Annotated in this window: 23 protein-coding genes; 10 read left to right on the top strand and 13 right to left on the bottom strand. The window is 66.0% G+C overall.

All coding sequences use genetic code 11. The annotated features are described in order from the left end of the window. Window positions 1-60 precede the first annotated feature (60 nt). Together PSQ39_RS04110 and PSQ39_RS04105 are read right to left on the bottom strand one after the other, a co-directional pair. The gene (locus PSQ39_RS04110) at window positions 61-771 is read right to left on the bottom strand and encodes a response regulator (protein ID WP_273925360.1); all 711 of its coding nucleotides are present in this window, start codon (window positions 769-771) and stop codon (window positions 61-63) included. A 160-nt stretch (window positions 772-931) separates the two neighbouring features. Continuing rightward, the gene (locus PSQ39_RS04105; protein WP_273925358.1) at window positions 932-2,275 is read right to left on the bottom strand and encodes an AmpG family muropeptide MFS transporter; all 1,344 of its coding nucleotides are present in this window, start codon (window positions 2,273-2,275) and stop codon (window positions 932-934) included. A gap of 58 nt (window positions 2,276-2,333) precedes the next feature. On the opposite strand from PSQ39_RS04105, the gene PSQ39_RS04100 reads away from it, so the two are divergent. After that, entirely contained in the window at window positions 2,334-3,224 is an 891-nt protein-coding gene (locus tag PSQ39_RS04100; RefSeq protein WP_409241982.1) for a M48 family metallopeptidase, read from the top strand. A gap of 5 nt (window positions 3,225-3,229) precedes the next feature. Here the strand turns inward: PSQ39_RS04100 and PSQ39_RS04095 are convergent, their stop codons facing one another. Next, window positions 3,230-3,868, bottom strand: coding sequence for an MBL fold metallo-hydrolase (locus PSQ39_RS04095; protein WP_273925357.1), 639 nt, complete (start codon window positions 3,866-3,868; stop codon window positions 3,230-3,232). A 121-nt stretch (window positions 3,869-3,989) separates the two neighbouring features. Continuing rightward, the gene (locus PSQ39_RS04090; protein WP_273925355.1) at window positions 3,990-4,886 is read right to left on the bottom strand and encodes a LysR family transcriptional regulator; all 897 of its coding nucleotides are present in this window, start codon (window positions 4,884-4,886) and stop codon (window positions 3,990-3,992) included. Window positions 4,887-4,988: 102 nt separating this feature from the next. Here PSQ39_RS04090 and PSQ39_RS04085 point away from each other — a divergent pair, with 102 nt between their 5' ends. The 3 genes from PSQ39_RS04085 (at window position 4,989) to PSQ39_RS04075 (ending at window position 8,672) form a co-directional block, all read left to right on the top strand. Further along, window positions 4,989-6,185: an alpha-hydroxy acid oxidase gene (locus PSQ39_RS04085; protein WP_273925353.1), complete on the top strand. Its 1,197-nt coding sequence runs from the start codon at window positions 4,989-4,991 to the stop codon at window positions 6,183-6,185. Window positions 6,186-6,232: 47 nt separating this feature from the next. Next, entirely contained in the window at window positions 6,233-7,219 is a 987-nt protein-coding gene (locus PSQ39_RS04080) for a tripartite tricarboxylate transporter substrate binding protein BugE (protein ID WP_273925352.1), read from the top strand. A 193-nt stretch (window positions 7,220-7,412) separates the two neighbouring features. Next, on the top strand, window positions 7,413-8,672 hold the full coding sequence (locus PSQ39_RS04075) for an NAD(P)/FAD-dependent oxidoreductase (RefSeq protein ID WP_273925351.1): 1,260 nt from the start codon (window positions 7,413-7,415) through the stop codon (window positions 8,670-8,672). 18 nt (window positions 8,673-8,690) lie between these two features. On the opposite strand, the gene PSQ39_RS04070 is transcribed toward PSQ39_RS04075, so the two are convergent. The 6 genes from PSQ39_RS04070 to PSQ39_RS04045 all read right to left on the bottom strand — a co-directional run bounded on the left by PSQ39_RS04070 (window position 8,691) and on the right by PSQ39_RS04045 (window position 15,622). Next, window positions 8,691-10,223, bottom strand: a complete 1,533-nt coding sequence (locus PSQ39_RS04070) for a lyase family protein (RefSeq protein WP_273925350.1) — start codon at window positions 10,221-10,223, stop codon at window positions 8,691-8,693. Window positions 10,224-10,288: 65 nt separating this feature from the next. Further along, a complete protein-coding gene (locus tag PSQ39_RS04065; RefSeq protein ID WP_273925348.1) occupies window positions 10,289-10,783 on the bottom strand; it encodes a hypothetical protein in 495 nt (164 codons plus the stop codon). A 25-nt stretch (window positions 10,784-10,808) separates the two neighbouring features. Beyond that, entirely contained in the window at window positions 10,809-12,731 is a 1,923-nt protein-coding gene (locus PSQ39_RS04060) for a C1 family peptidase (protein WP_273925346.1), read from the bottom strand. A 140-nt stretch (window positions 12,732-12,871) separates the two neighbouring features. Continuing rightward, on the bottom strand, window positions 12,872-13,318 hold the full coding sequence (locus tag PSQ39_RS04055) for an Rrf2 family transcriptional regulator (RefSeq protein WP_273925344.1): 447 nt from the start codon (window positions 13,316-13,318) through the stop codon (window positions 12,872-12,874). Between the two features lie 85 nt (window positions 13,319-13,403). Then, entirely contained in the window at window positions 13,404-14,621 is a 1,218-nt protein-coding gene (gene hmpA / locus PSQ39_RS04050; RefSeq protein WP_409241981.1) for an NO-inducible flavohemoprotein, read from the bottom strand. Window positions 14,622-14,818: 197 nt separating this feature from the next. Then, the gene (locus PSQ39_RS04045) at window positions 14,819-15,622 is read right to left on the bottom strand and encodes an exodeoxyribonuclease III (protein WP_273925343.1); all 804 of its coding nucleotides are present in this window, start codon (window positions 15,620-15,622) and stop codon (window positions 14,819-14,821) included. Window positions 15,623-15,632: 10 nt separating this feature from the next. Between PSQ39_RS04045 and pyrE the strand changes: the two genes are divergently transcribed. Beyond that, entirely contained in the window at window positions 15,633-16,343 is a 711-nt protein-coding gene (gene pyrE, locus PSQ39_RS04040) for an orotate phosphoribosyltransferase (protein ID WP_273925342.1), read from the top strand. A 50-nt stretch (window positions 16,344-16,393) separates the two neighbouring features. After that, window positions 16,394-16,978, top strand: coding sequence for a DUF4124 domain-containing protein (locus tag PSQ39_RS04035; protein WP_273925341.1), 585 nt, complete (start codon window positions 16,394-16,396; stop codon window positions 16,976-16,978). Window positions 16,979-17,065: 87 nt separating this feature from the next. On the opposite strand, the gene gatB is transcribed toward PSQ39_RS04035, so the two are convergent. Genes gatB through gatC form a run of 3 tightly spaced genes read right to left on the bottom strand, consistent with a single transcriptional unit; the run spans window position 17,066 to window position 20,331 of the window. Beyond that, complete coding sequence (gatB, locus tag PSQ39_RS04030) at window positions 17,066-18,514, bottom strand: Asp-tRNA(Asn)/Glu-tRNA(Gln) amidotransferase subunit GatB (protein ID WP_273925340.1); 1,449 nt, start codon at window positions 18,512-18,514, stop codon at window positions 17,066-17,068. Between the two features lie 2 nt (window positions 18,515-18,516). Further along, on the bottom strand, window positions 18,517-20,019 hold the full coding sequence (gatA, locus tag PSQ39_RS04025) for an Asp-tRNA(Asn)/Glu-tRNA(Gln) amidotransferase subunit GatA (protein WP_273925339.1): 1,503 nt from the start codon (window positions 20,017-20,019) through the stop codon (window positions 18,517-18,519). Window positions 20,020-20,031: 12 nt separating this feature from the next. Further along, window positions 20,032-20,331: an Asp-tRNA(Asn)/Glu-tRNA(Gln) amidotransferase subunit GatC gene (gene gatC / locus PSQ39_RS04020; protein ID WP_273925338.1), complete on the bottom strand. Its 300-nt coding sequence runs from the start codon at window positions 20,329-20,331 to the stop codon at window positions 20,032-20,034. Between the two features lie 202 nt (window positions 20,332-20,533). On the opposite strand from gatC, the gene PSQ39_RS04015 reads away from it, so the two are divergent. The 4 genes from PSQ39_RS04015 (at window position 20,534) to mrdA (ending at window position 25,073) form a co-directional block, all read left to right on the top strand. Further along, window positions 20,534-21,577: a rod shape-determining protein gene (locus PSQ39_RS04015; protein ID WP_273925337.1), complete on the top strand. Its 1,044-nt coding sequence runs from the start codon at window positions 20,534-20,536 to the stop codon at window positions 21,575-21,577. An 81-nt stretch (window positions 21,578-21,658) separates the two neighbouring features. Then, a complete protein-coding gene (gene mreC, locus PSQ39_RS04010; protein ID WP_273925336.1) occupies window positions 21,659-22,576 on the top strand; it encodes a rod shape-determining protein MreC in 918 nt (305 codons plus the stop codon). Further along, the gene (gene mreD / locus PSQ39_RS04005; protein ID WP_273925335.1) at window positions 22,573-23,094 is read left to right on the top strand and encodes a rod shape-determining protein MreD; all 522 of its coding nucleotides are present in this window, start codon (window positions 22,573-22,575) and stop codon (window positions 23,092-23,094) included. Before mreC ends, mreD begins: the two co-directional genes overlap by 4 nt. After that, a complete protein-coding gene (mrdA, locus tag PSQ39_RS04000; RefSeq protein WP_273925334.1) occupies window positions 23,091-25,073 on the top strand; it encodes a penicillin-binding protein 2 in 1,983 nt (660 codons plus the stop codon). Before mreD ends, mrdA begins: the two co-directional genes overlap by 4 nt. The last annotated feature ends 5 nt before the right edge of the window (window positions 25,074-25,078 follow it).

Below are 25,078 nucleotides of genomic sequence, written 5' to 3'. Positions count from 1 at the left end.
GCAAAGGGGTGCCGGTGAACGGGGTCGCCGGGGCTGCGGGGGGGAGGGGGGGCGTCAAGCTCAGTCCTGTTGTTTGGCAAACACGTAGCCGACGCCGCGCACCGTCAGGATGCGCTTGGGGGCCTTGGGATCGGACTCGATGGCCAGGCGGATGCGGCCCATGTGCACGTCGATCGAGCGGTCAAAGGCCTCCAGTTCGCGACCGCGCACGGCTTCCATGATCTGGTCGCGCGTGAGCACGCGGCCGGCGCGCTCGGCCAGGGTGATCAGCAGGTCGAATTGGTAGGAGGTGAGCTCGGCCGCCTGGCCGCCCACGGTCACGCTGCGGGCGTCGCGGTCGATCTCCAGCGAGCCAAAGCGCATCAACTGCGAGGGCGCGCTGGCGCTGTCGTTCTTGCGGCGCAGGATGGCGCGGATGCGGGCCAGCAGCTCGCGCGGCTCAAACGGCTTGGGCAGGTAGTCGTCAGCGCCCAGCTCCAGGCCGATGATGCGGTCCATCGGATCGCCCTTGGCGGTCAGCATCAGGATGGGGGTTTGCGCCTGCGCGCCCGGCAGGGAGCGGATGCGGCGGCAGATTTCCAGGCCGTCCAGGTCGGGCAACATCAGGTCCAGCACCACCAGATCGGGCGCGCCGGTGCTGCCTTGCATGCGCTCCAGGCCCGCCGCACCGGTGGCGGCATGGGCCACGGCAAAGCCGGATTGGCCGAGGTATTCCCCCACCATCTGGGCCAGGCGGGCATCGTCTTCAATCATCAGGAGCTGGGTGGACATGGGCGTGATCGTTGTAAAGTTGCTTGACAGATCATCATTCAAACTTGTAGGCACATCTTGAAGTGGCCGTAAAGTAAAGTAAACCCGTTCCAGAGCGGCTGATCAGCGCCTGTCGCCCTCCGCAGTGCTCTGGTTTTTAGAGCACCAGTCCCCTCAAAAATCAAGGCGTTGGCTTTATCTTGACGCGCGACGCCAGCGCCACCAACAGCAGTACCGGCACGCCCAGCAAGGCGGTCGAGACAAAAAATTGGCTGTAGCCAAAGGCGTCTACATAGCGACCCGAGAAGCCCGCCAGCCATTTGGGGGCCAGCAACATCATCGAACTGAACAGGGCGTACTGCGTTGCGGAGTAGCTGATGTTGGTTAAAGACGACAAATACGCGATGAAGGCCGCCGAGGCGATGCCGCTCGACAGGTTGTCCGCCGAGACCACGAAGATCAGCCCATTCACATCGTGCCCGCGTGCGCCGAGCCAGGCGAACAGCAGGTTGCTGGCGGCGCTGAGCGCCGCGCCCAGCATCAGCACGCGCATCACGCCCAGGCGCATGGACAGGGCGCCGCCCACAAAAGCCCCCAGCAGGGTCATGACCACGCCATACACCTTGGTCACCGCCGCCACCTCATCCTTGGTGTAGCCCATGTCCACGTAAAAGGGGTTGGCCATGATGCCCATCACCACATCGCTGATGCGGTAGACGGCGATCAGGCCCAGGATCAGCGCAGCCTGCCAGCGGTAGCGGCGCAGGAAGTCGGCAAAGGGTTCGATCAGCGCGCCTTGCAGCCACTCGGCCGCGTTGCGCGCCGGCTTGTACGGTTGAGGCACGGGCTCGCGAGAAAACAGCACGGTCAGCATGCCGACCGCCATCGAGGCCGCCATCACCAAATAAGCGCTTTGCCAGGCCGCATGTTGGTAGGCGTTGGCTGAGGGCACTTCGGCGCGCGCCGCCACCCACAGCACCCCAGCGCCGGCCCAGATCATGGCCAGCCGGTAACCGGTCTGGTAGGACGCGGCCAGCGCGGCCTGGCGCTGGGCGTCGGCCGATTCGATTCGGAAGGCGTCCAGCGCGATGTCCTGCGTGGCCGAGCCAAAGGCCACCGCCAGCGCGCAGCCCACCAGCAGGTGCAGGTCTTGTTGCGGGTCGACCAGGGCCATGCCCACCAGGCCGCCGGTGACGGCCAGCTGCGACAGCAGCAGCCAGCTGCGGCGCCGGCCCAGCCAGGTCGTCAGGCCGGGCAGGGGCAGCCGGTCCACCAGCGGTGCCCAGACCCATTTGAAGCCATAGGCCAGGCCGACCCAGGACAGGTAGCCGATGGTGGTGCGGTCCACACCGGCTTCGCGCAGGCGAAAACTCAGCGTGCCCAGCACCAGCAGCAAGGGCAGGCCGGCCGAAAACCCCAGGGCCAACATGCGCAGGCTGGGGGCTTCCAGGTAGACCTTCAGGGTGGTCAGCCAGGAGCTTCGGGGGGCGGGGGCGGCGCTGTCTGCGGCAGGGGCATCGTTCATGCGGGAATAATAAGCGTTGGACTTCTTTCTCCCCACCTGTTTGCCCTCGGAGACCCCCATGTCAGAGCCGCTCTTTCGGACCCCCGCCACTGTGTCGACCCCGCTGCCCTCGGCCGCCCGGAACCCACTGCGCCGGCACCTGCGCGCCTTGGCCTTGGGGCTGGGCCTGATGGGCGCTGCGGCGTTGCCTGCGGCCTGGGCCCAGGGCGTGGGCGATGACGTGGGCAAGAACTCGGCCTTCACCAAGCTGGTGCCAGCGTCCCAGGTCGAGCAGGCGGCGGTGCAGCAGTACGCGCAGATGCTGCGCGAGGCGCAATCCAAAAACGCCCTGGGCAGCGACAACCACCCGCAGGTGCTGCGCCTGCGATCGATTGCGCGCCGGCTGATCCCCTACAGCTACGAGTGGAACCCCCGCGCCCGCGACTGGCGCTGGGAGGTCAATCTGATTGGCTCCAAGCAGATCAACGCCTTTTGCATGCCCGCCGGCAAGATCGCCTTCTACACCGGCATCCTGGACCAGCTCAAGCTGACCGACGACGAGGTGGCCATGGTCATGGGGCATGAAATTGCGCACGCCCTGCGCGAGCATGCGCGCGAACGCATGGGCAAGTCGGCCGCCACCAACATCGGCGTGAACGTGATCAGCTCGGTGCTGGGCTTTGGCCAGATCGGCCAGACCCTGACCCAGTACGGCGCTCAGTTGCTGACGCTGGAGTTCAGCCGCGAGGATGAGTCTGAAGCCGACCTGGTGGGCATGGAGCTGGCCGCGCGCGCTGGCTTTGACCCGCGCGCCGGGGTCACACTGTGGCAGAAGATGACGGCCGCCAGCAAGGGCGCGCCGCCGCAGTTCCTGTCCACCCACCCGTCGGGCGCGACGCGGATCGCCGACATCGAGCGCAAGCTGCCCAAGGTGATGCCGCTGTACGAGGCGGCGCGCAAGAACGGTTGAGGCCCTCAGGTCCCGCCGACGTAGGGGTTGCTCTGGCGTTCGCGGCCGAAGGTGCTTTCCGGGCCGTGGCCCGGGATGAACACCGTGTCATTGCCCATGGGCCACAGGCGCTCCGTGATGCTGGCGATCAGCTGCTCGTGGTTGCCCTGCGGGAAGTCGGTGCGGCCGATGCTGCCCGCAAACAGCACGTCGCCCACAAAGGCGCGCTTCATCTCGGGTGAGTAAAACACCACATGACCGGGCGTGTGGCCGGGGCAGTGGCGCACCTGCAGGGTGTGGCTGCCCAGGGTCACGGTGTCGCCGTCGTGCAGCCAGCGCGTGGGCGTGAACAGGCCGGCGGGCGGGAAGCCAAACATCTGGCTTTGCTGCGGCAGGCCGTCGATCCAGAACTGGTCGCCCGGGTGCGGGCCGATGATGGGCAGGTTCAGGCGCTGGGCCAATTCGGCCGTGCCGCCGGCGTGGTCGATGTGGGCGTGGGTGAGCCAGATTTGCTCCAGCTTCAGCCCGCGTTGGTCCAGTTCGGCCAGCAATCGGTCGATGTCACCGCCCGGGTCAATGACCGCGGCCTGGTGGCTTTCGTCGCACCAGACGATGGAGCAGTTTTGCTGAAAGGCGGTGACGGGGATGGTGTGGTAATGCAGCATGGGGTGGTGGGGCGCAAGCCAAAACAAAAGGGGTGACCCTGCGGTATTTGAACAGGTCGACCGGCCCAAGCATAAGCCTCCGCCGGGGGCCGGCGGTTCGAGGCGTGGCCAGGGCCTGGCGTCAGGTGCCGAAGGGGTGGTGCCGAAAATCGAGCTGCTGCTGGACCAGGGTTTGGAGGGTGGTGATCAGGGCGCGCGCATCGCCGCGCCGCCATTGAAACGTGTAGTGCAAAGGCCGCAGCGGGGTGGCGGATGTCAGGGCGCGCAGGCCTGGGGTGTCCACCCAGTTCGTGGGCAGAAAGCCAATCCCCACACCCAGGCGCAACATGCCGGCGACGGCGCCCCAGCTGTTGCAGTGGATGCGCTCCCGCACCGTGGCTTGGTTGCTTTGCAACCAGTCATCCAGCAGCCGGGTGGTGCCCGCCGTGTGGGGCAGGCTCACCAAAGGAAAGCGTTGCAGGAGCTGGGCCGCCTCCTGCCCCTGCGCGTCCGATAAACCCGGCGCTGCGGCCCAGCTGAAGTGCGCTGCACCCACCGGCTGCGACAGCAATTCACTGCGCGAACTGCGGCCCGCGATCACAGCAAAGTCCAGCTCGCCATCGGCCAGGCGGCGTTCCAGCACGCGACCAACGTCGACGCAGGGTTCCAAGGCCAGTTGGGGGTGGGCCTGGCGCACGGCAGCCACAAAGTGCGGCAACCAGGTCAGGGCGGACAGGTCGCCCACCCCAAAGCGACAGCGGCCCGTCAAGGCCACGCTCGCCGCCAGGGTCTGGCTCAAGGCCGCCATGGCGTTGAGCACCTCCAGGGCGGCGGGCAGCAGCTGCTGCCCGGCCTCGGTCAGCACGGCCCGGTGGCCGCTGCGGTCAAACAGCGGCTGGCCCAGCGTGGCTTCCAGCTCCGTGATGCGCTTGGACAGCGACGACACCGACAAATGCACCCGCTCGGCCGCGGTGGCGAAGTTGGTGCAGGTGGCCGCCCACCAGAAGGCTTCCAGTTGTTTGATCGAGGGGGTGGACATGTTTCCAGAAGGCGAACATAGGCGTTCGAAATATATCGCTTTTCTTGGATAAGCCGCCTGCCTAAAGTCGCAGCCACCCGATTGATTCCCTCGCCCCTCCCCATGGCCAACTACGCAGAACCCTCGTCCGTCCAACTCCCCGCCGCGCTGCGCCCCATGCTGTCGCTGCACGACTTCGAAGGGGCGGCGCGTCGGCGCTTGCCGCGACCGATTTTTGGCTACATCGCTGGCGCGGCCGAGGACTGTGCTTCGCTGCGGGACAACCGTGAGGTGTTTGCCGAGTACGGTTTGGTCACGCGGGTGTTGCGCGATGTCTCCCAGCGCAGCCAGTCGGTCACGCTGTTCGGCCAGCGCTACAGCAGCCCGTTTGGCATCGCCCCGATGGGCATCAATGCCCTGTCCACCTACCGTGGCGACTTGGTGCTGGCGCGGGCGGCGCAACAGGCGGGGGTGGTGTCCATCATGAGTGGCACCTCGCTGATCCCGATGGAAGACGTGGCGCGCGAGTCGCCCGCGACCTGGTTTCAGGCCTACATCCCGGGCGACCAGGCGCGCATTGACGCGCTGATCGATCGGGTGGAGCGGGCGGGCTTCAGCACCTTGGTGGTGACCGTGGACATCCCCATCTCGGCCAACCGCGAGAACAACATCCGCACCGGTTTCTCGACACCGCTGCGCCCCAGTCTGCGCCTGGCCTGGGATGGGATGGTGCGGCCGGCCTGGGTGCTCAACACCTTTTTGCGCACCTTGTGGCGCCATGGCATGCCGCACTTCGAGAACTCTTTTGCAACCCGTGGCGCCCCGATCCTGTCGCCCTCCGTGCTGCGCGATTTCTCGGCCCGCGACCATTTGAACTGGCAGCACCTCGAAGCCATTCGCCGCCGCTGGAAAGGGCCCTTGGTCGTGAAGGGCCTGCTCAGCGTGGAAGACGCTCTCCAGGCCCAGCGCATCGGCGCCGATGGCATCGTGCTCTCCAACCATGGTGGGCGCCAACTCGATGGCGCGGCATCGCCCATGCGCGTGCTGGAGGCGGTGGTGCAGGCCGTGGGCCCCGACTACCCGGTGCTGATCGACAGCGGCTTCAGGCGCGGCGCGGATGTCCTCAAGGCGCTGGCACTCGGCGCACGCATGGTGCTGATTGGCCGCCCCTTCAACTACGCCGCCGCCGTGGCCGGCGAAGCCGGGGTGGCCCATGCCATTGGCCTGTTGCGCGACGAAGTGGATCGCAACATGGCCATGCTCGGCGTGACGGCCTGCCACGAGCTGGGGCCGCAACACCTGGTGCGCCGCCACCGCTGAATGTCAAGCCCCGCCCCATCCATCACCAACCCGACAAGGAGACCTTCATGTCCATCCCCCTGCTGCGCCTGGGCGCACGCGCTGTGCTTTGCAGCCTGGCCCTGAGCGCCGGCACCGCCGTGCTGGCTCAAACCGGCTACCCCAGCAAGCCGATCCGCCTGATTGTTCCCTTTGCCGCGGGCGGCACCACCGACCTCATTGCCCGTGTGGTGGCCGAGCCTCTGGCCCGGGAATTGGGGCAGGCCGTCGTGGTCGACAACAAAAGCGGTGCGGGCGGCACGGTGGGGGCGCAAGAACTGGTGCGCGCCAAGCCCGACGGCTACACCCTGGGCATGGCCACGGTGTCGACCACGGCCACCAACCCGGCCATCACGCCCAAGTTTCCCTACAACCCGGAGACGGACTTCACGCCCATCATCAACATCGCGGCCACGCCCAATGTGATTGCGGTCACCGCGAAGTTTCCGGCGCATGACTACAAGGGCTTTGTTCAGGAACTCAAGAACAACCCCGACAAGTACGCCTATGCCTCCACCGGCAGCGGCAGCATCACCCACATGCTGATGGAGATGTACAAAGCGTCGACGGGCGTCCAAGTGACCCATGTTCCCTACCGGGGCGCCGGCCCCGCTTTGAACGACGTGGTGGCCGGCCAGGTCAGCATGAACCTGGACAACCTGCCGTCCTCGCTGCCCTTCATCAAGGCGGGCAAGCTGGTGCCCATCGTGGTGGCCGCGCCCAAGCGCTTGGCGGCCCTGCCCAATGTCCCCACCTTCAAGGAGGTGGGCCTGGAGCCGGTCAACCGCATGGCCTACTACGGCATCGTGGGCCCCAAGGGCACGCCCAAAGAGGTCGTTGACCGCATCCATGCGGCCCTCAAGAAAGTGCTGGCCAACCCCGTGGTGCAGCAACACATCGAAGGCACGGGCTCGATGATTCTGGGCACGACCCCCGAGCAGTTCGCAGAGCAAATCAAGGTGGAACTCGCGCTGTACCGGCAAGTGGTGAAGACGCAGAACCTGACGCTGGACTGAGCACGCGCATCCATCAGCCCCGCACGGCCCATCCAAAGGCCGGACCTGGGCTGGGTGGCCCTTGTCCGCTGGCATACTCCTTGCGGCCGCTGATCTCAGATCCGCGCCGACAGCGGGCCGGTGCATGCAGCGTTGGGGCTGCCGCCGCCCAGGTCGTCCCAGCCTTCCATGGGTCTCCCAAAGGATTTCCGCAATGAGCAACACGGTCGCCGTTCTGGGCGCAGGCATGGTGGGCGTGTCCTGCGCGCTGGAGCTGCAAAGGCGTGGCTTTCAGGTCACCTTGTATGAACGCCGAGCGCCCGGCCAAGAAACCTCTTACGGCAACGCGGGTGTGATCGCGCGCAGCTCGCTGATCCCTTTCAACCACCCCGGCCTGTGGGCCAGTTTGCCGAATTTGCTGCGCAATCAGTCGCCGCAGTTCCGCTACAGCCCCTCCTTTCTGGCGCGCAACCTGGGCTGGGCCACGGGCTTTCTCGCGCGCGCCCGCCCACAGCCTTTTGAGGAGACGGCGCGGGCCTTGGATGGCCTGATCCGCCTGTCCACCACCGAGCACCAGCGCTTGCTGGGCCTGGCCGGTGAGCGCCACCGCTTGCGTGACAACGGCTGGTTGTTCCTGTACCGCAGCCAGGCGGCGTACGACGCCGGGGCGGCGGGGCGTGCGGTGTTTGAGCGCTATGGCGTCCGCACCCAGGGCCTGGACGCTGCCGAGTTGCAGGGCCTGGAGCCTGGTTTGAAGCACGGGTTGTTTCCGCGCACGCTCTGGGTGCAGGACAGCGCCTCGGTGGACAGCCCGGGCGCGGTGACCGAGGCCTATGCGCGTCTGTTCGTGGCCCAGGGCGGTCGCCTGGTCTGCAGCCCGGTGCAGGGCCTGGCGCGCAGTGGGTCGCCAGCGGCCTGGCAGTTGCGCCTGAACGACGGCACCACGGCCCAGACCGACCGCGTGGTGGTGGCCCTGGGGCCCTGGAGCGCCGGCTTCTTGAAAGAGCAGCTGGGCTTGCGCGTGCCGATGGCGTTTGAGCGCGGCTACCACCGGCATTTCGGTGCCGAAGGCGGGGCCACGCTGGGCCGCCCGGTGTACGACACGGGGGGCGCCTATGTGCTGTCGCCGATGGCGCAGGGCCTGCGCTTGACCTCCGGGGTGGAACTGACCGACCTGGACGCACCGCGCAACCCGCTGCAGCTGGCGCTGGCCGAAGAGGCTGCGCGCCAGGCCTTCCCGCTGGGCGCGCGCGTGGAGGCCGAGCCCTGGATGGGCAGCCGCCCCACCTTGCCCGACAGCCGCCCCATGATTGGCGCTGCACCTGGGCAGCCCGGTCTGTGGTTGGCCTTTGGCCACCAGCACATCGGCTTCAGTACCGGGCCTGGCACAGCGGTCTTGCTGGGGGCTTTGATGGCGGGCGAGACGCCGGCCATCGACGCCTCGCCGTTCCGGCCCGAGCGCTTTTTGCGCTGAGCCGCTGACGGCCCTTCCTTACTTGGCAGGCGCAGCGCTGCTGGAGGCGCTGTCGGCCAGGCGATCAAAGTCCTGGTCCAGCCGGGCCAGGGCGCGCTGCACGTGCTCGCGGCGCGCGCGCACCCAGGTCTCTTGCTCGACCACGCTCTGCCGGGCGCGGGCCAGCATGCGCGTCATCTCGGCCGGCTGGGGGCCGCCCACAGTGGCGCGGTTGTTCACGATGGCCACCGGGTCCAGCGTGGCGCGGAACTCGGCTTCGCTCAGCGGCAGCTGGGCTGGGTGGGCGCTGCCTTGCACCGTTTCAGCGTAAATGCGTTGGGCCTCGCGGTAGGGGAAGTCCAGCGGCCGGATGTCTTTGGCGCGCGCGTATTCCACCACCTCGGAGGCAAAGTGGTGTCCCACCCGGAACGGCAGTTGGAAGCGCCGCATCAGCACATCGGCCAGCTCTTGCGAGGCGGTCCAGTCGCTGTTGAGCTCGTCCAGCGCGCGTTCGCGGTTGACGCGCAAGGCCTGCAAGATCTGCTGCCAGCGCTTGAGCACGGCGCCGGTGTCGCGCAGCAAGGTGGTGTTGGGCTTGACCTCTTTGGCGTCGCTCATGCCCGGCGGGATGTTGTGCGCCTGCAGCACCACGCCGTGGGCCTGGGCCAGCACGCTGCTGGCGTCGCGCCGGGTGGCGTTGAGCAGGCCCGGGTTGCGCTTTTGCGGCATGGCGCTGGACACGTAGGTGTTGGCGCCGCCTTCCTCCAGCAGGATCCAGGGCCGGGCTTGGGCGTACTGGGTCATCACGTCTTCAATGAACTGGCCGGTGTGCAAGGCCAGGCTGGTGGCCAGCGCCGCCGCCTCCACCGGTTCGTCGACGGATGAGATCTGGCCCGCGTCGTAGGCGTTCTCCACCAGCGCGGCAAAGCCCAGGTAGTCGGCCATGCGAGCCCGGTCCAGCGGCCAGCTGCTGCCGTTCAAGACAGTGCTGCCCATGGGCGAGCGGTCGATGCGCGCATAGGCCTCGCGCAGGCGCTGGGCATCGCGCTCCAGGCCCGCGGCGTGGCCGAGCAGGGTGTGGCCATAGCTGTTGGGTTGGGCGGCCACGCCGTTGGTGTAGTTGGGCACGATGGTGGCGCGGTGCTGATCGGCCAGGTCGATCAGGGTGCGGCGCGTGGCGTTGAGCTGATCCGCCAGGCGCAGCATCTCGTCGCGCAGGATGGCGGCGCGGAAGGTGGCGTGCATGTCCTGGCTGGAGCGCCCGGCGTGCAGCCAGGTGATCTCCGGGCCGGCCGCCTGGATCAACAGGGGCTCGAAGGTGATCACGCTGGCTGGGCGCTTGGCGCCGGGCTGTTGGCCATCGCGCAGCACCTGGCGCAGGCCGGCCGTGACCAGCGGGGTGAGGCGGCGGTCCAGCAGGCCTTGTTCGGTGTTGATGACCGCTGTGGCTTTGTTGATCTCGCCGAGCCAGAAGAACTCGTCGCGCGGACCGTCGGCGTGGGCTGGGCCCAGGGTCAGGCCAAGGGCCAGCGCGATCAGGGCGCTGAGTCGGGTGGGCAGCAGGTGTCTCATGGGCCCGAAGTGTCGCATGGCGCTCGGCCCACACGCTGTCCCGTGGGTCAGTCTTCGGCCCGGGCTCAGTAGATTTTGTTGAAGCGGACGTTGGTGGCCGTGCGTGCCGGCAGCAGGCTGCAGTTCAGGCCCTGGTTCAGGCCCGAGGCGGTGGTGCTGAGGGCACCCAAGACCAGCTGCACACCGGTGCTGTCAAAGGCCGCGCTGACCGAAACCTGGCAAGCCCCGTAAATCACCTGCCCATTCAGGATGCCGGTGCTGCCCGTGATCGTGCCTTGGTACAGGTCCCAAATGTCTTGCCGGGCCGGCTTGTAGGCACCGCCCACGGTGGTCTGGGTCGCGCCCACCGGGCTGATGGTGTTGAAGCTGGCCACGATCAGGGTGCTGCCGTTTTGGTGCACCGAGAGGTAGTTGCTGCTTTGCTGGCTGTTTTGGTAAATGCCGTCATACGCGCCCACGGCCTGGGCCACATGGGGGGCCAGGGCGGCAGCGCCGAGCAGGGCCAGGGCCGCCACATGGCGCAACGGGGAGGAGAGATGGGAAAGGAAAGAGGCTGGCATCGCGGGCTCCGGTTGGCTGGCGGCGTTACATCACTTTGGTGTAGACGGTGCTGCTCGGGATCACCGAGCTTGAGCAGTTGACGCTTTGCGCCGCGCCGGCGGCCGTGGCACTGAGCCCGGACAGGTTGAGCTGCACCGTCGTGCTGGTGAAAATCGCGCTGACCTGGGTCTGGCAGGCGCCAAACAGCAACTGGCCCGACAAGGTGCCGACGTTGCCGCTCAGCGTGCCCTGGTACAGGTCCCAGATGTCCTGGCGCTCCGGCCGGTAGCTGCCCAGCACCGTGCTTTGGGGCACCGCCACCGCGCCCACGGTGTTGAAGTTGGCAATGATCATGCTGCTGCCGTTCTGGTGCACCGACAGGTAGCTGTTGCTGTTGCTGCTGCTTTGGTAGATGCCGTCGTAGTTGGCGGCGGCCGCAGCGGTGCTGCCGGCCTGGGTGTAGGCGCGCAGGGTGAGGTTGGTGTTGGCGTAGGCGGGGACGCTGGCCAGGTCGGTCCAAGTGCTGCCACTGAAGCTGACGAAGCTTTGCCCGCTGCTGGCGGTGGCACGGCTCGAATAGCCCGCATAGGGTTTCTCGATGCCCAAGGGGTAGTTGGAGGTGGTGTTGGTGATGCGCGCCACCACCGAGAACTTGCTGCCCGCCTTGACTTGCACGGGGCTGTTCAGCGCCACCGTGTACAGGCCCGAGTACGGGAAGGAGCCCGTGGTGCGGGCGCTGGTTTGCAGCGTGCCCGAGACCGGGTTGCTGCCGGTACTCAGGTCGGTGTAGATGTCGATCTGGTAGCTGCCGTTGACATCCGGCAGGTACAGGCCCACCGCTGAAATCGATTCGGTGGCCTGGGCGGTGAAGACATTGGCGCCGTAAGCCGTGGTGCTGCCCACGTAACCCATGGCGCTCACGCTGCCCAGGGGGTCGTACATGTAGGCCCGGCCATAGTTGTTGACGCTTTGCGCCGGGCTGAACACGGCGGCATTGCTCAGGCGCGCGTCGTAGTAAGAGATGTAGAAGTAGCCGCCATTGCCCCAACTGCTGCCGTATTGGTTCTTCAACAAGAAGGCGCCATCGCCGGGTGGGCGGGTGCTGAACTGGCTGGCTGGGTAGTTGTCGTCCCAGCCGATCAGGGTGACCGCGTGGTTGGCGCTGGCCGGGGTGGCGGCTGTGTAGTAGTACGACGCCGTGCTGGCATTCCAGTGGGCTGAGTTGCTGCTGATGTACATGGCCACCGCGGCCGCGCCGTACTGCTGCAGGGCGTACTTCCAGTTGGTGTTGTCGGTGGCGTTGGCGCGCTCGGGCAGGTACATCACCTGCTGCACGTGCTGGCGCGGCGACAAACCGGCCACCGAGGTGGCCGCTGTGGAGGTGTAGGGGTCGTCGGACTCGAACACCGGGCCGGCGGCAAAGCCTTCGGTGTTGCCCCAGCGCGTGAGGTAGGCCGCCGTGATCTGCATGTTCCCGCCTTCACAGACGGGGAAGTCAAAACCGTGGCGGACGTTGATGTGGTTCTCGGAGTAGTCGTAGGCGCCGGCCTGGGTGGCCAGCATGGTGGATTCCAGCGAGCCCGTGGTGGCAAAGGCGTAGCAATCGCCGCAGGCGCCTTGGTTGCGCACCGGCGAGATCCAGCCCTGGGTGCGCAGGTCAAAACTGCTGGGGAAAGTGGCCTTGAGCACGCTGCCATCGGCGCTGGCCGCCTTGGTCTGCAGCAGGTTTTGCACCTGCGTGGGGATCTGGCCCGTCATGTGGCTGCTGTCCATCGGGGAGGGCACCCAACCGGTGCCCTGGCCCGTGGCGCCCTCGCTGGGCACCGTGGCCTGCTTCAGCGTCCGGGTCGATTGGTAGTTCAGCCAGTCCGAGTTGACGGGCGCCAGCGATTGCGCTGAGGCGCTGCTGGCCAGGGCGCTCAATACGGCCATGCCTGTGCAGGCCCAGAAAGACATATTGCGTTTCACTTCTCACTCCTCCGATACCTACAACATCTTATCAATTCACGATTGCTTGATAAGAGGCGTATTTGTTTATCATTTTGGAGTGTTGTGCGCGCACCGCCGTCCGATTCGGCGCTTGCACCACGCCCTGGGTCGCCTGCTCTTTAGCGCGCGTAGGGTGAGCTGCGGTGAAGCTTGACGATGGCTTCCTGGGTTTTGCCCTTCAGCGCATCGGCCAGGCTGTACTGGTCCAGGGCGGCGTAAAACGCCTCTTCACCCTGGGACAGCAGCCCTTTGAGCGTGCACTGGCCTCGCAGGACGCAGGGGGGCTCGGCGCAGTCGATCAGCTCGTGCGATCGTTCGAGGGCACGCACGAGTTGGCCCAGTCGGAACTGCTCAGCCGGCTGCGCCAGGCGCATGCCACCGCCTTTGCCCCGCACGTTGACCAACCAGCCCTGTTGCCCCATGAATTGCACCACCTTGGTCAGGTGGTTGTGCGAGACGTCGAAGCGCTCGGTGACCTCGGCAATCGTGATGGCCTGCGGTGGCTCGGCGTGGCAGAGGTACATCAGCACCCGCAGGCCGAGGTCTGTGAAGCGAGTGAGTTGCATGGCGCGGTCTCGTCGAGGGGGAGGGAAGGGCTTTGGAGCATACAACCTGTCGCCCACGTCCCGCGCCTGCTCCCTCGCGGCGCCCTCAAGCCGCCACGCCACCGGTCCCGAAGGCTTCTGCATGGATGCGTTCAGCGGCCACGCCCTGGTCCTTGAGGGCGTGGATCTGGGCGCTCATGAAGCCCTTTGGGCCGCACAGGTAGTAGTCGGCGTCCGGTGGCAGCAAGTCCTGCGCGGCCAGGTGTTGGAGGTCGAGGCGACCCAAGGCATCAGGTTGCGCAGACGCGGGCTCGGGCCGCTGCGCCTCATGAACCAACCAGGCCTGCGCGTTCGCCATGGCTTGCGTCAAGGCGCGCACTTGCGGGGCGAAGGCCTGCACGCCCGCATGGCGTGCCGCATGGACGAAGCGCAGCGGTCGCTGCGGTGCCGTGGCTTGCAAGTGGGCCAGCATGGCCATCATCGGGGTGATGCCCACACCGGCGCTGAGCAGCACCACCGGGGTTTGGCGATCGGTGTGCAGGAAGAAGTCACCCGCCGGCGGCGCCAGTTCAATCACATCACCGGCCTGGACGTGGTCGTGCAAGCGGTTGGACACCATGCCCGCAGGGCGGTCGGTATCGGCGGCTTCGCGCTTGACCGAGATGCGAAGGTGAGCGCGTCCGGGGGCGTCAGACAAGCTGTACTGCCGAGGCTGGCGGTAGCCCAGTTCAGGCACCAGCAGGCGAACCGACACGTACTGGCCCGGCCGGTAGCTGGGCACCTGGCCGCCGTCGGCGGGCACCAGTTCAAACGAGGTGATTTCTTCGCTCTCCGCGCGCTTGGTCTGCACGCGGAAGCTGCGCCAACCTGTCCAGCCCCCCGCTTGGCTGGCGGCTTGGTGGTAGCCCTGCTGCTCCAGGCCCATGAGCAAGTCGGCGAGTTGGCCATAGGCCGCCGCCCAGGCCTCGATCAACTCAGGCGTCGCGCCTTCGCCGAGCACCTCCGAAATCGAGGCCAGCAGGTGGCGCCCCACGATGGTGTAGTGCTCCGGGCGAATGCCCAGGCTGACGTGCTTGGCGGCGACGCGCTCCAACACCGGCATCAGCACCTCGGGGTGGTCGATGTGTTCCGCGTAGGCGGCCACGGCCATGGCCAGGGCTTCTTGCTGCGATCCGCCGCGTTGGTGCCCCTGGTTGAACACCTCCCGCAGTTCAGGGTTGTGCTGGAACATGCGCGCGTAAAAGTGCCGGGTGAGGGTCACGCCGTGCTCCTTGAGGACAGGGGCCGTGGCTTTGACGAGTTGGCGGGTGACTGTGTTCAGCATGAAGGTGCTCCTTAGTGGGTTAATAAGTGCATTTTAAATGCATCTATTAAGACGTGGCGAATTGAGGGGCATTTCAGGTCGTGTCAGGAGGGCGGCTTGCCGCCGAGCGGGGCGCGTGGGGCGCCCCGTGGCGGCCGGCCGGCAGGCGAGGCCCGCGCCTCGGGTGGCGCCAAGTCCCGGGCCGCGCGGCGGCAGGCTCAGAGGCTGAAGTCGTAGCCGATGGTGATGGGCGCGTGGTCCGAGAACTTCTCGTCTTTGTAGATGGCCTCGCTGCGGGCCGTGGCAGCCAACGCGGGCGTGGCCAGGTGGTAGTCCAGACGCCAGCCCACGTTCTTCGCATAGGCCTGGCCACGGTTGCTCCACCAGGTGTAGCAAGCGTCGGTGGTGTCAGGCTGCAGGCGGCGGTACACGTCGACCAGGCCGCCGGTGGCGGCGTCGTCGGCCAGCAGCTGGGTCATCCAGGCGCGCTCTTCGGGCAGGAAGCCGCTGTTCTTCTGGTTGCCCTTCCAGTTCTTCAGGTCAGCCTCTTGGTGCGCGATGTTGATGTCGCCACACAGGATGAAGTCGCGCTGTGCTTTGAGCGCCATCAGGTGCGGGTGCATCAGGGCCAGGAAGCGGAACTTGGCCTGCTGGCGCTCTTCCCCTGAGGAGCCGCTGGGGAAGTAGCTGCTGATGATGGAGCGCTTGTGGCTCGGGGTGTCAAAGCGCAGCTCGACGTAGCGGCCTTCGGCATCAAACTCAGGGGAGCCCAGGCCAATGACGACATCGCTGGGCTCGTGGCGGGTGTAGATGCCCACGCCCGAGTAGCCCTTTTTCTCGGCAAACTGGAAGTGTCCGGTCAAGCCCGCCAGGCTTTCGAAGCGGCCCGCCATGTCCGGCGCCTGGGCTTTGATTTCCTGCACGCAAATACAATCCGGCTGTGTGGCCGCAATCCAGGCTTCGACGCCCTTGGTGGTGGCTGAGCGGATGCCGTTGAGGTTGAGGCTGGTTAATTTGAACAAGGATTTCCCCATGGTGGTTGAGAGCGCGCAAGGGTCTGGAGCAGCAGCCGGACAAGACATGCTGGCACAGGAGTTTGTGCGGTTTTCGGTGGATTCGGGCGTCTTGCGCTTTGGCGAATTCAAGACCAAAGCCGGTCGACTGAGCCCGTATTTCTTCAATGCCGGTCTGTTTGACGACGGGGCCAAGCTGGGCAAACTGGCCGAATTCTATGCAAAACGCCTGCTGGAAAGCGGCATCGAGTTCGACATGATTTTTGGCCCCGCCTACAAGGGCATCCCGTTGGCAGCGGCCGTGGCCATTGAGCTGGCCCGCCTGGGCCGCAACGTGCCCTTTGCCTACAACCGCAAAGAGGCCAAGGACCATGGCGAAGGCGGCACCCTGGTGGGTGCGCCGCTGCAAGGCCGGGTGCTGATCGTCGACGACGTCATGTCGGCCGGCACCGCCGCCCGCGAGTCGATCGCCATCATCCGCTCTGCAGGCGCCACCCCGCACGCGGTGGCCCTGGCGCTGGACCGCCAAGAGAAAGCCACGGAAAACGGTCAGGACGTGGCGCACAGTGCTGTGCAATATGTCCGCCAGCAGCTCGGTTTGCAGGTTTGTGCGGTCGCCAAACTGGCAGACTTGCTACAGTATCTGAATGCAAAGGGTGACGGTGCTTTGGCCGCCGATCACGCCCGTGTGCTGGCTTACCGTGAGCGCTACGGAGTCGATGAAGGATAAAAGTGACTAAATGGGGTGGGACGTGTGCATGGCTGGGCCTGTGGGTAGGCATGGGCCTGCACATCGGTGTGGCTGCGCAAGGCATCTTCACCTGCACCGATGCGTCTGGCCGGCGCATCACCTCGGACCGCCCCATCCCTGAGTGCCAGGACCGTGAGCAGCGCGAGCTCAACCCCAGTGGCACCGTCAAGCGCAAGCTGGCGCCGGCCCTCACCGCCCAGGAGCGTGCCGCGGCCGAAGAACGCCAGCGCCTGCTGGATGAAGAGCAGGCGCGCCTGAGCGAGGAGCGCCGCCGCGACCGCGCCCTGGCTGCGCGCTACCCCAGCCAGGCCGCGCACGACAGCGAACGCATCGAAGCCCTCAAGCAAGTGGACTCGGTGGTGAAGATCGCGCAAAAGCGCATCGACGAATTGCGCGAGCAGCGCAAGGCCATCCAGGCCGAATTTGAGTTCTACCGCAAAGACCCCAGCAAGACGCCGCCGGCGCTGCGCCAGAAGTTGCAGGACAACCAGCAGGCCGAAGAGGCGCAAAACCGCTTCATTGCCGACCAGGCGCGTGAGAAAGACCGCATCAACCAGCGTTTTGACCAGGAGTTGAAGCGCCTGCAGCTGATCTGGGGGCCTGGCCAGCGCTGAGGCCCTGGGCAGGTTCAACACAGGGCAGGCTGAGCGCGCCATCCCCGCTTCGCGCAGGCGGGGACGGGCGGGGTCTGAGGGAGGGCCTCAGGCCAGCTTTTGCTTCAGCAGCTCGTTGACCTGGCCTGGGTTGGCCTTGCCTTTGCTGGCCTTCATGATCTGGCCGACCAGGGCGTTGAAGGCTTTTTCCTTGCCGGCCTTGTACTGGGCCACGTTGTCGGCGTTGGCGGCAATCACCTCGTCGATGATCTTTTCCAGCGCGCCGCTGTCGTTCATCTGCTTCAAGCCCTTGGCTTCGATGACGGCGTCGACCTCGGTCGCTTCACCGCTCCACAGCACCTCAAACACCTGCTTGGCGGCGTTGTTGGAGATGGTGCCGTCGGCAATGCGTGTGATCAGGGCCGCCAACTGGGTGGCGCTGACCGGGGCGGTTTCGATGCTGGCTTCGCTGCTGTTGAGCCGGCGTGAGACTTCGCCCATGACCCAGTTGCTGACCAGTTTGGCCTGGCCGCAGGCCTTGGCGGCGGCTTCAAAGTAGGCCGCCATGGCCTTGCTTTGGGTCAGCGTGGTGGCGTCGTATTCGGGCAGACCGTAGTCGGCCACAAAGCGGGCCGCCATGGTGCGCGGCAGTTCGGTCATCGCGGCCTTCACGCGCTGCACCCACTCGTCGGCAATCACCAGCGGGGGCAGGTCGGGGTCGGGGAAGTAGCGGTAGTCGGCCGCGTCTTCCTTGGTGCGCATGGCGCGCGTTTCGCCCGTGTCGGGGTCGAACAGCACGGTGGCCTGCTGGATGGCGTGGCCGTCTTCGATCTGCTCGATTTGCCAGCGCACCTCGTAGTCGATGGCCTGCTGCATGAACTTGAAGCTGTTCAGGTTCTTGATCTCGCGGCGCGTGCCCAGCGGCTCGCCCGGGCGGCGCACCGACACGTTGGCGTCGCAACGGAAGCTGCCTTCTTGCATGTTGCCGTCGCAGATGCCGATCCAGGTGACGATCTTGTGCAGCTCTTTGGCGTAGGCCACAGCCTCGTCGCTGGAGCGGATGTCGGGCTCGGTGACGATTTCCAGCAGCGGCGTGCCGGCGCGGTTCAGGTCAATGCCCGACTGGCCGATGAAGTCTTCATGCAGTGACTTGCCCGCGTCCTCTTCGAGGTGGGCGCGCACCAGGCGCACGGTTTTCTTCTCGTCACCCAAGAAGAACTCAACCTCGCCGCCGACCACGACCGGGATCTCGAACTGGCTGATCTGGTAGCCCTTGGGCAGGTCGGGGTAGAAGTAGTTCTTGCGCGCGAAGATGCTTTTGGGCGAGATGTGCGAGCCAATGGCCAGACCGAACTCAATGGCGCGTTCGACCGCACCCTTGTTCATCACCGGCAGCGTGCCGGGCAAGGCCAGGTCCACCGCGCAGGCCTGGGTGTTGGGCTCGGCACCAAAAGCAGTGGGGGCGCGGCTGAAGATCTTGCTCTGGGTCGAGAGTTGGGCATGGGTCTCGAAGCCGATCACGACTTCGTAGCCTTGCACGAGTTTGTTCTTGCTCATGGTCAGATGCCCTCCGGACGACGGAGGTGGAAATCGGTGGCTTGCTGGAAGCGGTGGGCGGCGTTGAGCAGCTTGGCCTCGCTGAAGTAGTTGCCGATCAGCTGCAGGCCCACGGGCAGGCCGCCTTCGCCAAAGCCGGCGGGCAGGCTCATGCCGGGCAGGCCAGCCAGCGAACCGGGCAGGGTGAAGATGTCGGCCAGGTAGTTGGCCACCGGGTCGGCGGATTTTTCGCCCAGCTTCCAGGCCACGGTCGGGGCCACGGGGCCGGCGATCACGTCGCAGCTCTTGAAGGCTTGCTGGAAGTCGTCGGCGATCATGCGGCGGATCTTCTGCGCCTGCAGGTAGTAGGCGTCGTAGTAGCCGTGCGACAGCACATAGGCGCCGATCATGATGCGGCGCTTGACCTCGTCGCCAAAGCCTTCGGCGCGGGTCTTCTTGTACATGTCGGTCAGGTCGCCATAGTCCTTGGCGCGGTGGCCGAACTTGACGCCGTCAAAGCGGCTCAGGTTCGAGCTGGCTTCCGCCGGGGCGATGATGTAGTAGACCGGGATCGACAGCTCGGTGCGCGGCAGCGCGATGGGCACCAGCTTGGCGCCGAGCTTTTCGTATTCCTTCAGCGCAGCGTCGACCGCGGCGCGCACGTCGGGTGCCAGGCCGTCGCCAAAGAACTCGGCCGGAATGCCGATGCGCAGGCCGTCGATCGAGTCGTTCAGGCCGCGGGCGAAGTTCTCGGCCGGCAGGTCCAGCGAGGTGGAGTCACGGTCCGGGTCAGGGCCGCACATGGCCGACAGCAGCAAAGCGCAGTCTTCGGCGCTGCGGGCCATCGGACCGGCTTGGTCCAGGCTGGAGGCAAAGGCCACCATGCCGTAGCGCGAGGCGCGGCCATAGGTGGGTTTGATGCCGGTGATGCCGCAAAAGCTGGCGGGCTGGCGGATCGAGCCGCCGGTGTCGGTGCCGGTCGCGGCCGGGGCCAGGCGCGCGGCCACGGCGGCGGCGCTGCCGCCCGAGGAGCCGCCAGGCACACGGTCGCTGGCCCAGGGGTTGCGCACCGGGGCGGGCGCGTCAAAGCCCAGTGGGGCCACGGCCGAGTTCTCGTTGGCCGAGCCCATGGCGAATTCGTCGCAGTTGAGCTTGCCCAGGGTCACGGCGCCGGCGTCGGCCAGGCGAGTCACCACGGTGGCGTCAAAGGGCGAACGGTAGCCGTCCAGCATCTTCGAGCCGGCGGTGCTGGCAAAGTTTTTTGTAACAAAAATATCTTTGTGTGCAATGGGCACGCCGTCCAAAGCCAGGGCTTCGCCGCGGCTGAGACGCTCGTCGGCGGCACGGGCCTGGGCCAGGGTGGCCTCTTCATTGAGGGCCACAAAAGCGCCCCATTGCGGCGCGGCTTGGATGCGGCCGAGGAAATGGGTGGCGGCTTCGACGGCGGAGACCTGGCGGTCGCGCAGTTGGCGGGCCAGCTCGGCCACGCTCAAGTCGTGCAGGTCAGAGGATGCGGGGGTCGTCATGCGGAGCGGTCCTTACTCGATCACCTTGGGCACCAGGAACAGGCCTCGCTCGACGGCAGGGGCGCTTTGCTGGTTGGCTTCGCGTTGGTTGGGCTCGCTGGCGATGTCTTCGCGCAGGCGCAGCGCCACGTCCTGGATGATGGCCACGGGGTGGGCCAGGGGCTCCAGACCGGTGGTGTCCACGGCACGCATTTTTTCGACGATGTCGAAAAAGCCATTCAGTTGAGTGAGCATTCGCTCACTTTCGGCGGGCTGGAGTTCCAGCCGGGCCAGATTGGCAATCCGGCCGATGTCCTGAGGGGTGAGGGCCATAAAAATTGAGCAGGGTAAAGCGCAGATAAAGCTGCATTCCCGAAGGGCCGGGAAGAGTTATTCACAGGGGATCGGGTATTATCCCGTCTTTGTCGCGTTACCCCCCCATGTGCGGGTAATTGAGCCAAAAAGAGCCAATTTTGACCCCGTAATAAAAGGCGACGGCGGGCCGAAGCGCAGGCCGTGCCTGAGAGGAATTTGAATGTTTGGAGCCTTCCGTCGGTACTTCTCCACCGACCTTGCCATCGATCTTGGCACCGCGAACACCCTGATTTTTGCCCGTGACAAAGGCATCGTCTTGGACGAACCGTCTGTGGTCGCGATCCGCCATGAAGGCGGCCCCCACGGCAAAAAAGTGATTCAGGCGGTCGGCCGCGAGGCCAAGGCCATGCTGGGTAAGGTGCCTGGCAACATCGAAGCCATCCGCCCGATGAAAGACGGCGTGATCGCCGACTTCGTGATCACCGAGCAGATGATCAAGCAGTTCATCAAGATGGTGCACCCGCGTACCCTGCTGAGCCCCAGCCCGCGCATCATCATCTGCGTGCCTTGCGGCTCGACCCAGGTCGAGCGCCGCGCCATCAAGGACGCGGCCGAAGCGGCTGGCGCCACCGCGGTGTACCTGATTGAAGAACCCATGGCCGCCGGCATTGGCGCCGGCCTGCCGGTGTCCGAGGCCAGCGGTTCGATGGTCGTGGACATCGGCGGCGGTACCACCGAAGTGGGTGTGATCTCGCTGGGCGGCATGGTCTACAAGGGCTCGGTCCGCGTGGGCGGCGACAAGTTCGACGAGGCCATCATCAACTACATCCGCCGCAACTACGGCATGTTGATCGGCGAGCCCACTGCAGAAGCCATCAAGAAGCAAATCGGTTCGGCCTTCCCCGGCTCCGAAGTGCGCGAGATGGAAGTCAAGGGCCGCAACCTCAGCGAAGGCGTGCCGCGCAGCTTCACCATCTCCAGCAACGAAGTGCTGGAAGCGCTGACCGACCCGCTGAACCAAATCGTCTCGGCCGTGAAGAACGCGCTCGAGCAAACCCCGCCAGAACTGGGCGCCGACATCGCCGACCGCGGCATGATGCTGACCGGTGGTGGCGCGCTGCTGCGCGACCTGGACCGCCTGCTGGCCGAAGAAACCGGTCTGCCGGTGTTGGTGGCCGAAGACCCGCTGACCTGTGTGGTGCGTGGCTGTGGCATTGCGCTGGAGCGCATGGACCGCCAGGGCAGCATCTTCACCAGCGAGTGAGGACGGCTTGATTCCGTGAGCCGGCTTGGCCTGACGTCAGCCGGCTTTTTTCAATTCTGGTGAACCTGGTTCAAGCTCCACATGCCTCTGGGAACCCTGGATCGCAACCCCCCCCCGTTTTTCAGGCAGGGGCCGTCGGCCTTGTCCCGGCTGCTGTTTTTCAGCGCCTTGTCGCTGTTCCTGATGGTGGCGGATGTGCGCTTCCACATCACCCAGCCGCTGCGCGGTCTGGTGGACACCGCGCTTTACCCTTTGCAATGGGTGGTGCTGCAGCCCGTGCGGGCCGCCCAGAACGCGGGCGAGTACTTCGAGTCCCTGCATGCGGCCCAGCAAATCGAGCAGGACGCGCGGCGCAGTTTGGCGCAGCAGTCGCAACGCGCCAACCAGGTTGAGCAATTGCTGCAGGAGAACGCCCGCTTGCGCGAGTTGCTGGCGCTGAGCGAACGCTTCAAGGCGGAAGGCCAGGCGGCTGAGGTGCTCTACGACGCACCCGATCCCTACACCCGCCGCATCGTCATCGACCGCGGTCAACTCAAGGGCGTGGCCCTGGGCTCGCCGGTGATCGATGAAGCCGGGGTGCTGGGCCAGGTCACGCGCGTGGACCCGCTGCTGTCCGAGGTGACCCTGGTGGTCGACCGCGACTTTGCCATTCCCGTGTTGAACACCCGCACCGGCGCGCGCAGCGTGGCCTATGGCGATCCGTTGGCAGGTGGCGGCGGGCTGGAGTTGCGCTACATGCCCGCCAACGCCGATGTGCAGGCCGGCGATTTGCTGTCCACCAGCGGTGTGGATGGCGTCTACCCGCCGGGCTTGCCGGTGGCCCGCGTGGACAAGGTGGAGCGCCGTGCCGACTCGGCCTTTGCGCGCATCCACTGCCTGCCCTTGGGCCTGGTGGCCGCCTCGCGCCATGTGATGGTGCTCAATCCTTTGGGCGGTCAAGTGCCGCCCCGACCCCAGCCCGAGCCGATGGCCTCGGGTCGCAAGGGAGGCCGCAAATGATCGGCAAAGCCAGTGGGCAGCAGCTGCTGCTGCCCGCCAACCCGGTGTTCATTTGGGGCTCGCTCTTGGTGGCCTTGATGGTCAACATGCTGCCCCTGGGGCGCATGCCCGGCATGCCCGATGTGCTGCTGGTGCTGATGATGTTCTGGTCCGTGCACCAGCCCGCGCGGGTGGGCATTGGCGCGGCCTTTGTGTTCGGCCTGATCATGGACGTGCACCAATCGGCCTTGTTGGGCCAGCATGCCTTGGCTTACTGCGGCATGTCCTTCTTGTTCTTGATGATGCAGCGTCGTTTGCTGTGGTTCAGCGTGGCCTCGCAGACCTTGCAGGTCCTGCCGCTGTTCCTGGCCGCGCATGTGCTGGAGGTGCTGTTGCGGGTGGCACTGGGCGGCATCTTCCCAGGCTTCTGGTTCTTGCTGGCCGCTGGGCTGGAGGTGGCGTTGTGGCCGCTGGTGTCCTGGGTCTTGCTGGCCCCACAGCGGCGTCCGCCTGATCGGGACGAAAACCGGCCGCTATGACCGAACTGCGCAACGTCGAGGTCGACCTGTGGCGCTTCCGCACCCGCGTGGTGGTGGCGGGCCTGCTGGTGCTGTTTTGCTTTGTGCTCTTGGCGTCGCGCCTGGTCTACCTGCAGGTCGTGCGCCACCAAGACCTGGCCGAGCAGGCCGAGAACAACCGCACGGCGGTGGTGCCCATCGTGCCCAACCGGGGCTTGATCGTGGACCGCAATGGTGTGGTGCTGGCGACCAACTACTCGGCCTACACCTTGGAGATCACGCCCTCGAAGGCGGGGCCGTTGGATGAAGTCATCGACGGCTTGGCTGGGGTGGTCGACATCCAGGCGCGTGACCGCCGGCGCTTCAAGAAGCTGGTGGACGAGTCCAAGAGCTTTGAGTCCCTGCCCATCCGCACCCGCTTGTCAGACGAAGAAGTGGCGCGCTTTGCGGCGCAGCGCTTTCGCTTCCCCGGTGTGGAGATCAAGGCGCGCCTGTTTCGCAACTACCCGTTTGGTCCGCTGGCCAGCCATGTGATTGGCTACATCGGCCGCATCAACCAAAAAGAAAAAGAAGACATCCAGGACTCTGACGACGAGAGCAATTACCGGGGCACCGAGTACATCGGCAAACTGGGTGTCGAGCAGAGTTTTGAGCGTCAGTTGCACGGCGTCACCGGTGTGGAACAGATGGAGACCTCCGCTGGCGGCCGCGCCGTGCGCCGCCTGGCCAGCCACCCGGCCACGCCTGGCAACACGGTCATGCTGTCCATCGACATCAAGCTGCAAAAGCTGGTGGAAGACCTGTTTGGCGACCGCCGTGGTGCCATGGTGGCCATGGACCCCAAGACCGGTGAGGTACTGGCCTTTGTCAGCAAGCCCACTTTTGACCCCAACCTGTTCGTGGACGGCATCGACCAGGAGAACTGGCAGGCGCTCAACGAGTCGCCAGACAAGCCCCTGCTCAACCGCGCCCTGCGCGGCACCTACCCGCCGGGCTCCACCTACAAGCCCTTCATGGCCTTGGCTGCCTTGGAAACAGGCAAGCGCACCCCGCAGCAGTCGATCAGCGACCCGGGGTTTTTCATGTTTGGCAACCACCGCTTCCGTGATGACAAGGAAGGCGGCCACGGCACGGTGGACATGTACAAGTCCATCGTCCAGTCGTGCGACACCTACTACTATATGTTGGCCAACGACATGGGCGTGGACCTGATCCATGACGAGTTGCAGAAGTTCGGCTTTGGTGCGCTGACGGGCATTGACATCTTTGGCGAGGTGCGCGGGATCCTGCCTTCCACCGAGTGGAAGCGCAACGCGTACAAGCGCCCCGAGCAAAAGCGCTGGTACGCGGGCGAGACCATCTCGCTGGGCATCGGCCAGGGCTACAACAACTTCACCATGCTGCAACTGGCCCTGGCCACCAGCGTGTTGGCCAACAACGGCGTGAAGATGAAGCCCCACCTGGTCAAGCAGGTGGTGGATGTGGTGAGCCGCGAGTCGCGCGACACCCTGCGTGAAATCAAGGCCGAGCAGATTGCCAAGGCCAGCAACATCGCCGTCATCAACAACGCCCTGGTGGGCGTGAACGTGGAAGGCACCGGCGCGGCCAGCTTCCGTGCTGCGGGCTATGTGGCGGCGGGCAAGACCGGTACCGCCCAGGTGGTGACGATCAAGCAAAACGAAAAGTACGACGCGGCCAAGATGTCCGAGCGCAACCGTGACCACGCGCTGTACATGGCATTTGCCCCGGCCGACGCGCCCAAGATCGCCTTGGCCATGGTGGTCGAGAACGCCGGTTTTGGTGGGGCCGCCGCGGCCCCCATTGCACGGCGCGTTTTTGACTACTGGCTGCTGCAGCAATACCCCAGCGAACAAGACATGGCCGCGGTGCAGGTCGGGCAGGCCCAACTGCCCCTGGGCACGCCGCGCAAGGTGTCCGAAGTGCCGGGCCTGCCCGACCTGGCGCAGGGCCAGTTGCCCGCCCGCCCCAGCGGCCGCTGAGGCCC

Origin of the sequence: Curvibacter microcysteis, assembly GCF_028649455.1 — a bacterium.
GTDB classification, from domain to species: Bacteria; Pseudomonadota; Gammaproteobacteria; order Burkholderiales; family Burkholderiaceae_C; genus Curvibacter; species Curvibacter microcysteis.
This window is presented reverse-complemented; position numbering and strand designations above follow the sequence as displayed.

Bases quoted from the DNA above. Each gene is read 5' to 3' on its own strand.
- PSQ39_RS04110 (WP_273925360.1), bottom strand. From the start codon at position 771: ATGTCCACCCAGCTCCTGATGATTGAAGACGATGCCCGCCTGGCCCAG.
- PSQ39_RS04105 (WP_273925358.1), bottom strand. From the start codon at position 2,275: ATGAACGATGCCCCTGCCGCAGACAGCGCCGCCCCCGCCCCCCGAAGC.
- PSQ39_RS04100 (WP_409241982.1), top strand. From the start codon at position 2,334: ATGTCAGAGCCGCTCTTTCGGACCCCCGCCACTGTGTCGACCCCGCTG.
- PSQ39_RS04095 (WP_273925357.1), bottom strand. From the start codon at position 3,868: ATGCTGCATTACCACACCATCCCCGTCACCGCCTTTCAGCAAAACTGC.
- PSQ39_RS04090 (WP_273925355.1), bottom strand. From the start codon at position 4,886: ATGTCCACCCCCTCGATCAAACAACTGGAAGCCTTCTGGTGGGCGGCC.
- PSQ39_RS04085 (WP_273925353.1), top strand. From the start codon at position 4,989: ATGGCCAACTACGCAGAACCCTCGTCCGTCCAACTCCCCGCCGCGCTG.
- PSQ39_RS04080 (WP_273925352.1), top strand. From the start codon at position 6,233: ATGTCCATCCCCCTGCTGCGCCTGGGCGCACGCGCTGTGCTTTGCAGC.
- PSQ39_RS04075 (WP_273925351.1), top strand. From the start codon at position 7,413: ATGAGCAACACGGTCGCCGTTCTGGGCGCAGGCATGGTGGGCGTGTCC.
- PSQ39_RS04070 (WP_273925350.1), bottom strand. From the start codon at position 10,223: ATGAGACACCTGCTGCCCACCCGACTCAGCGCCCTGATCGCGCTGGCC.
- PSQ39_RS04065 (WP_273925348.1), bottom strand. From the start codon at position 10,783: ATGCCAGCCTCTTTCCTTTCCCATCTCTCCTCCCCGTTGCGCCATGTG.
- PSQ39_RS04055 (WP_273925344.1), bottom strand. From the start codon at position 13,318: ATGCAACTCACTCGCTTCACAGACCTCGGCCTGCGGGTGCTGATGTAC.
- hmpA (WP_409241981.1), bottom strand. From the start codon at position 14,621: ATGCTGAACACAGTCACCCGCCAACTCGTCAAAGCCACGGCCCCTGTC.
- pyrE (WP_273925342.1), top strand. From the start codon at position 15,633: ATGGTGGTTGAGAGCGCGCAAGGGTCTGGAGCAGCAGCCGGACAAGAC.
- PSQ39_RS04035 (WP_273925341.1), top strand. From the start codon at position 16,394: ATGGGCCTGCACATCGGTGTGGCTGCGCAAGGCATCTTCACCTGCACC.
- gatB (WP_273925340.1), bottom strand. From the start codon at position 18,514: ATGAGCAAGAACAAACTCGTGCAAGGCTACGAAGTCGTGATCGGCTTC.
- gatA (WP_273925339.1), bottom strand. From the start codon at position 20,019: ATGACGACCCCCGCATCCTCTGACCTGCACGACTTGAGCGTGGCCGAG.
- gatC (WP_273925338.1), bottom strand. From the start codon at position 20,331: ATGGCCCTCACCCCTCAGGACATCGGCCGGATTGCCAATCTGGCCCGG.
- PSQ39_RS04015 (WP_273925337.1), top strand. From the start codon at position 20,534: ATGTTTGGAGCCTTCCGTCGGTACTTCTCCACCGACCTTGCCATCGAT.
- mreC (WP_273925336.1), top strand. From the start codon at position 21,659: ATGCCTCTGGGAACCCTGGATCGCAACCCCCCCCCGTTTTTCAGGCAG.
- mreD (WP_273925335.1), top strand. From the start codon at position 22,573: ATGATCGGCAAAGCCAGTGGGCAGCAGCTGCTGCTGCCCGCCAACCCG.
- mrdA (WP_273925334.1), top strand. From the start codon at position 23,091: ATGACCGAACTGCGCAACGTCGAGGTCGACCTGTGGCGCTTCCGCACC.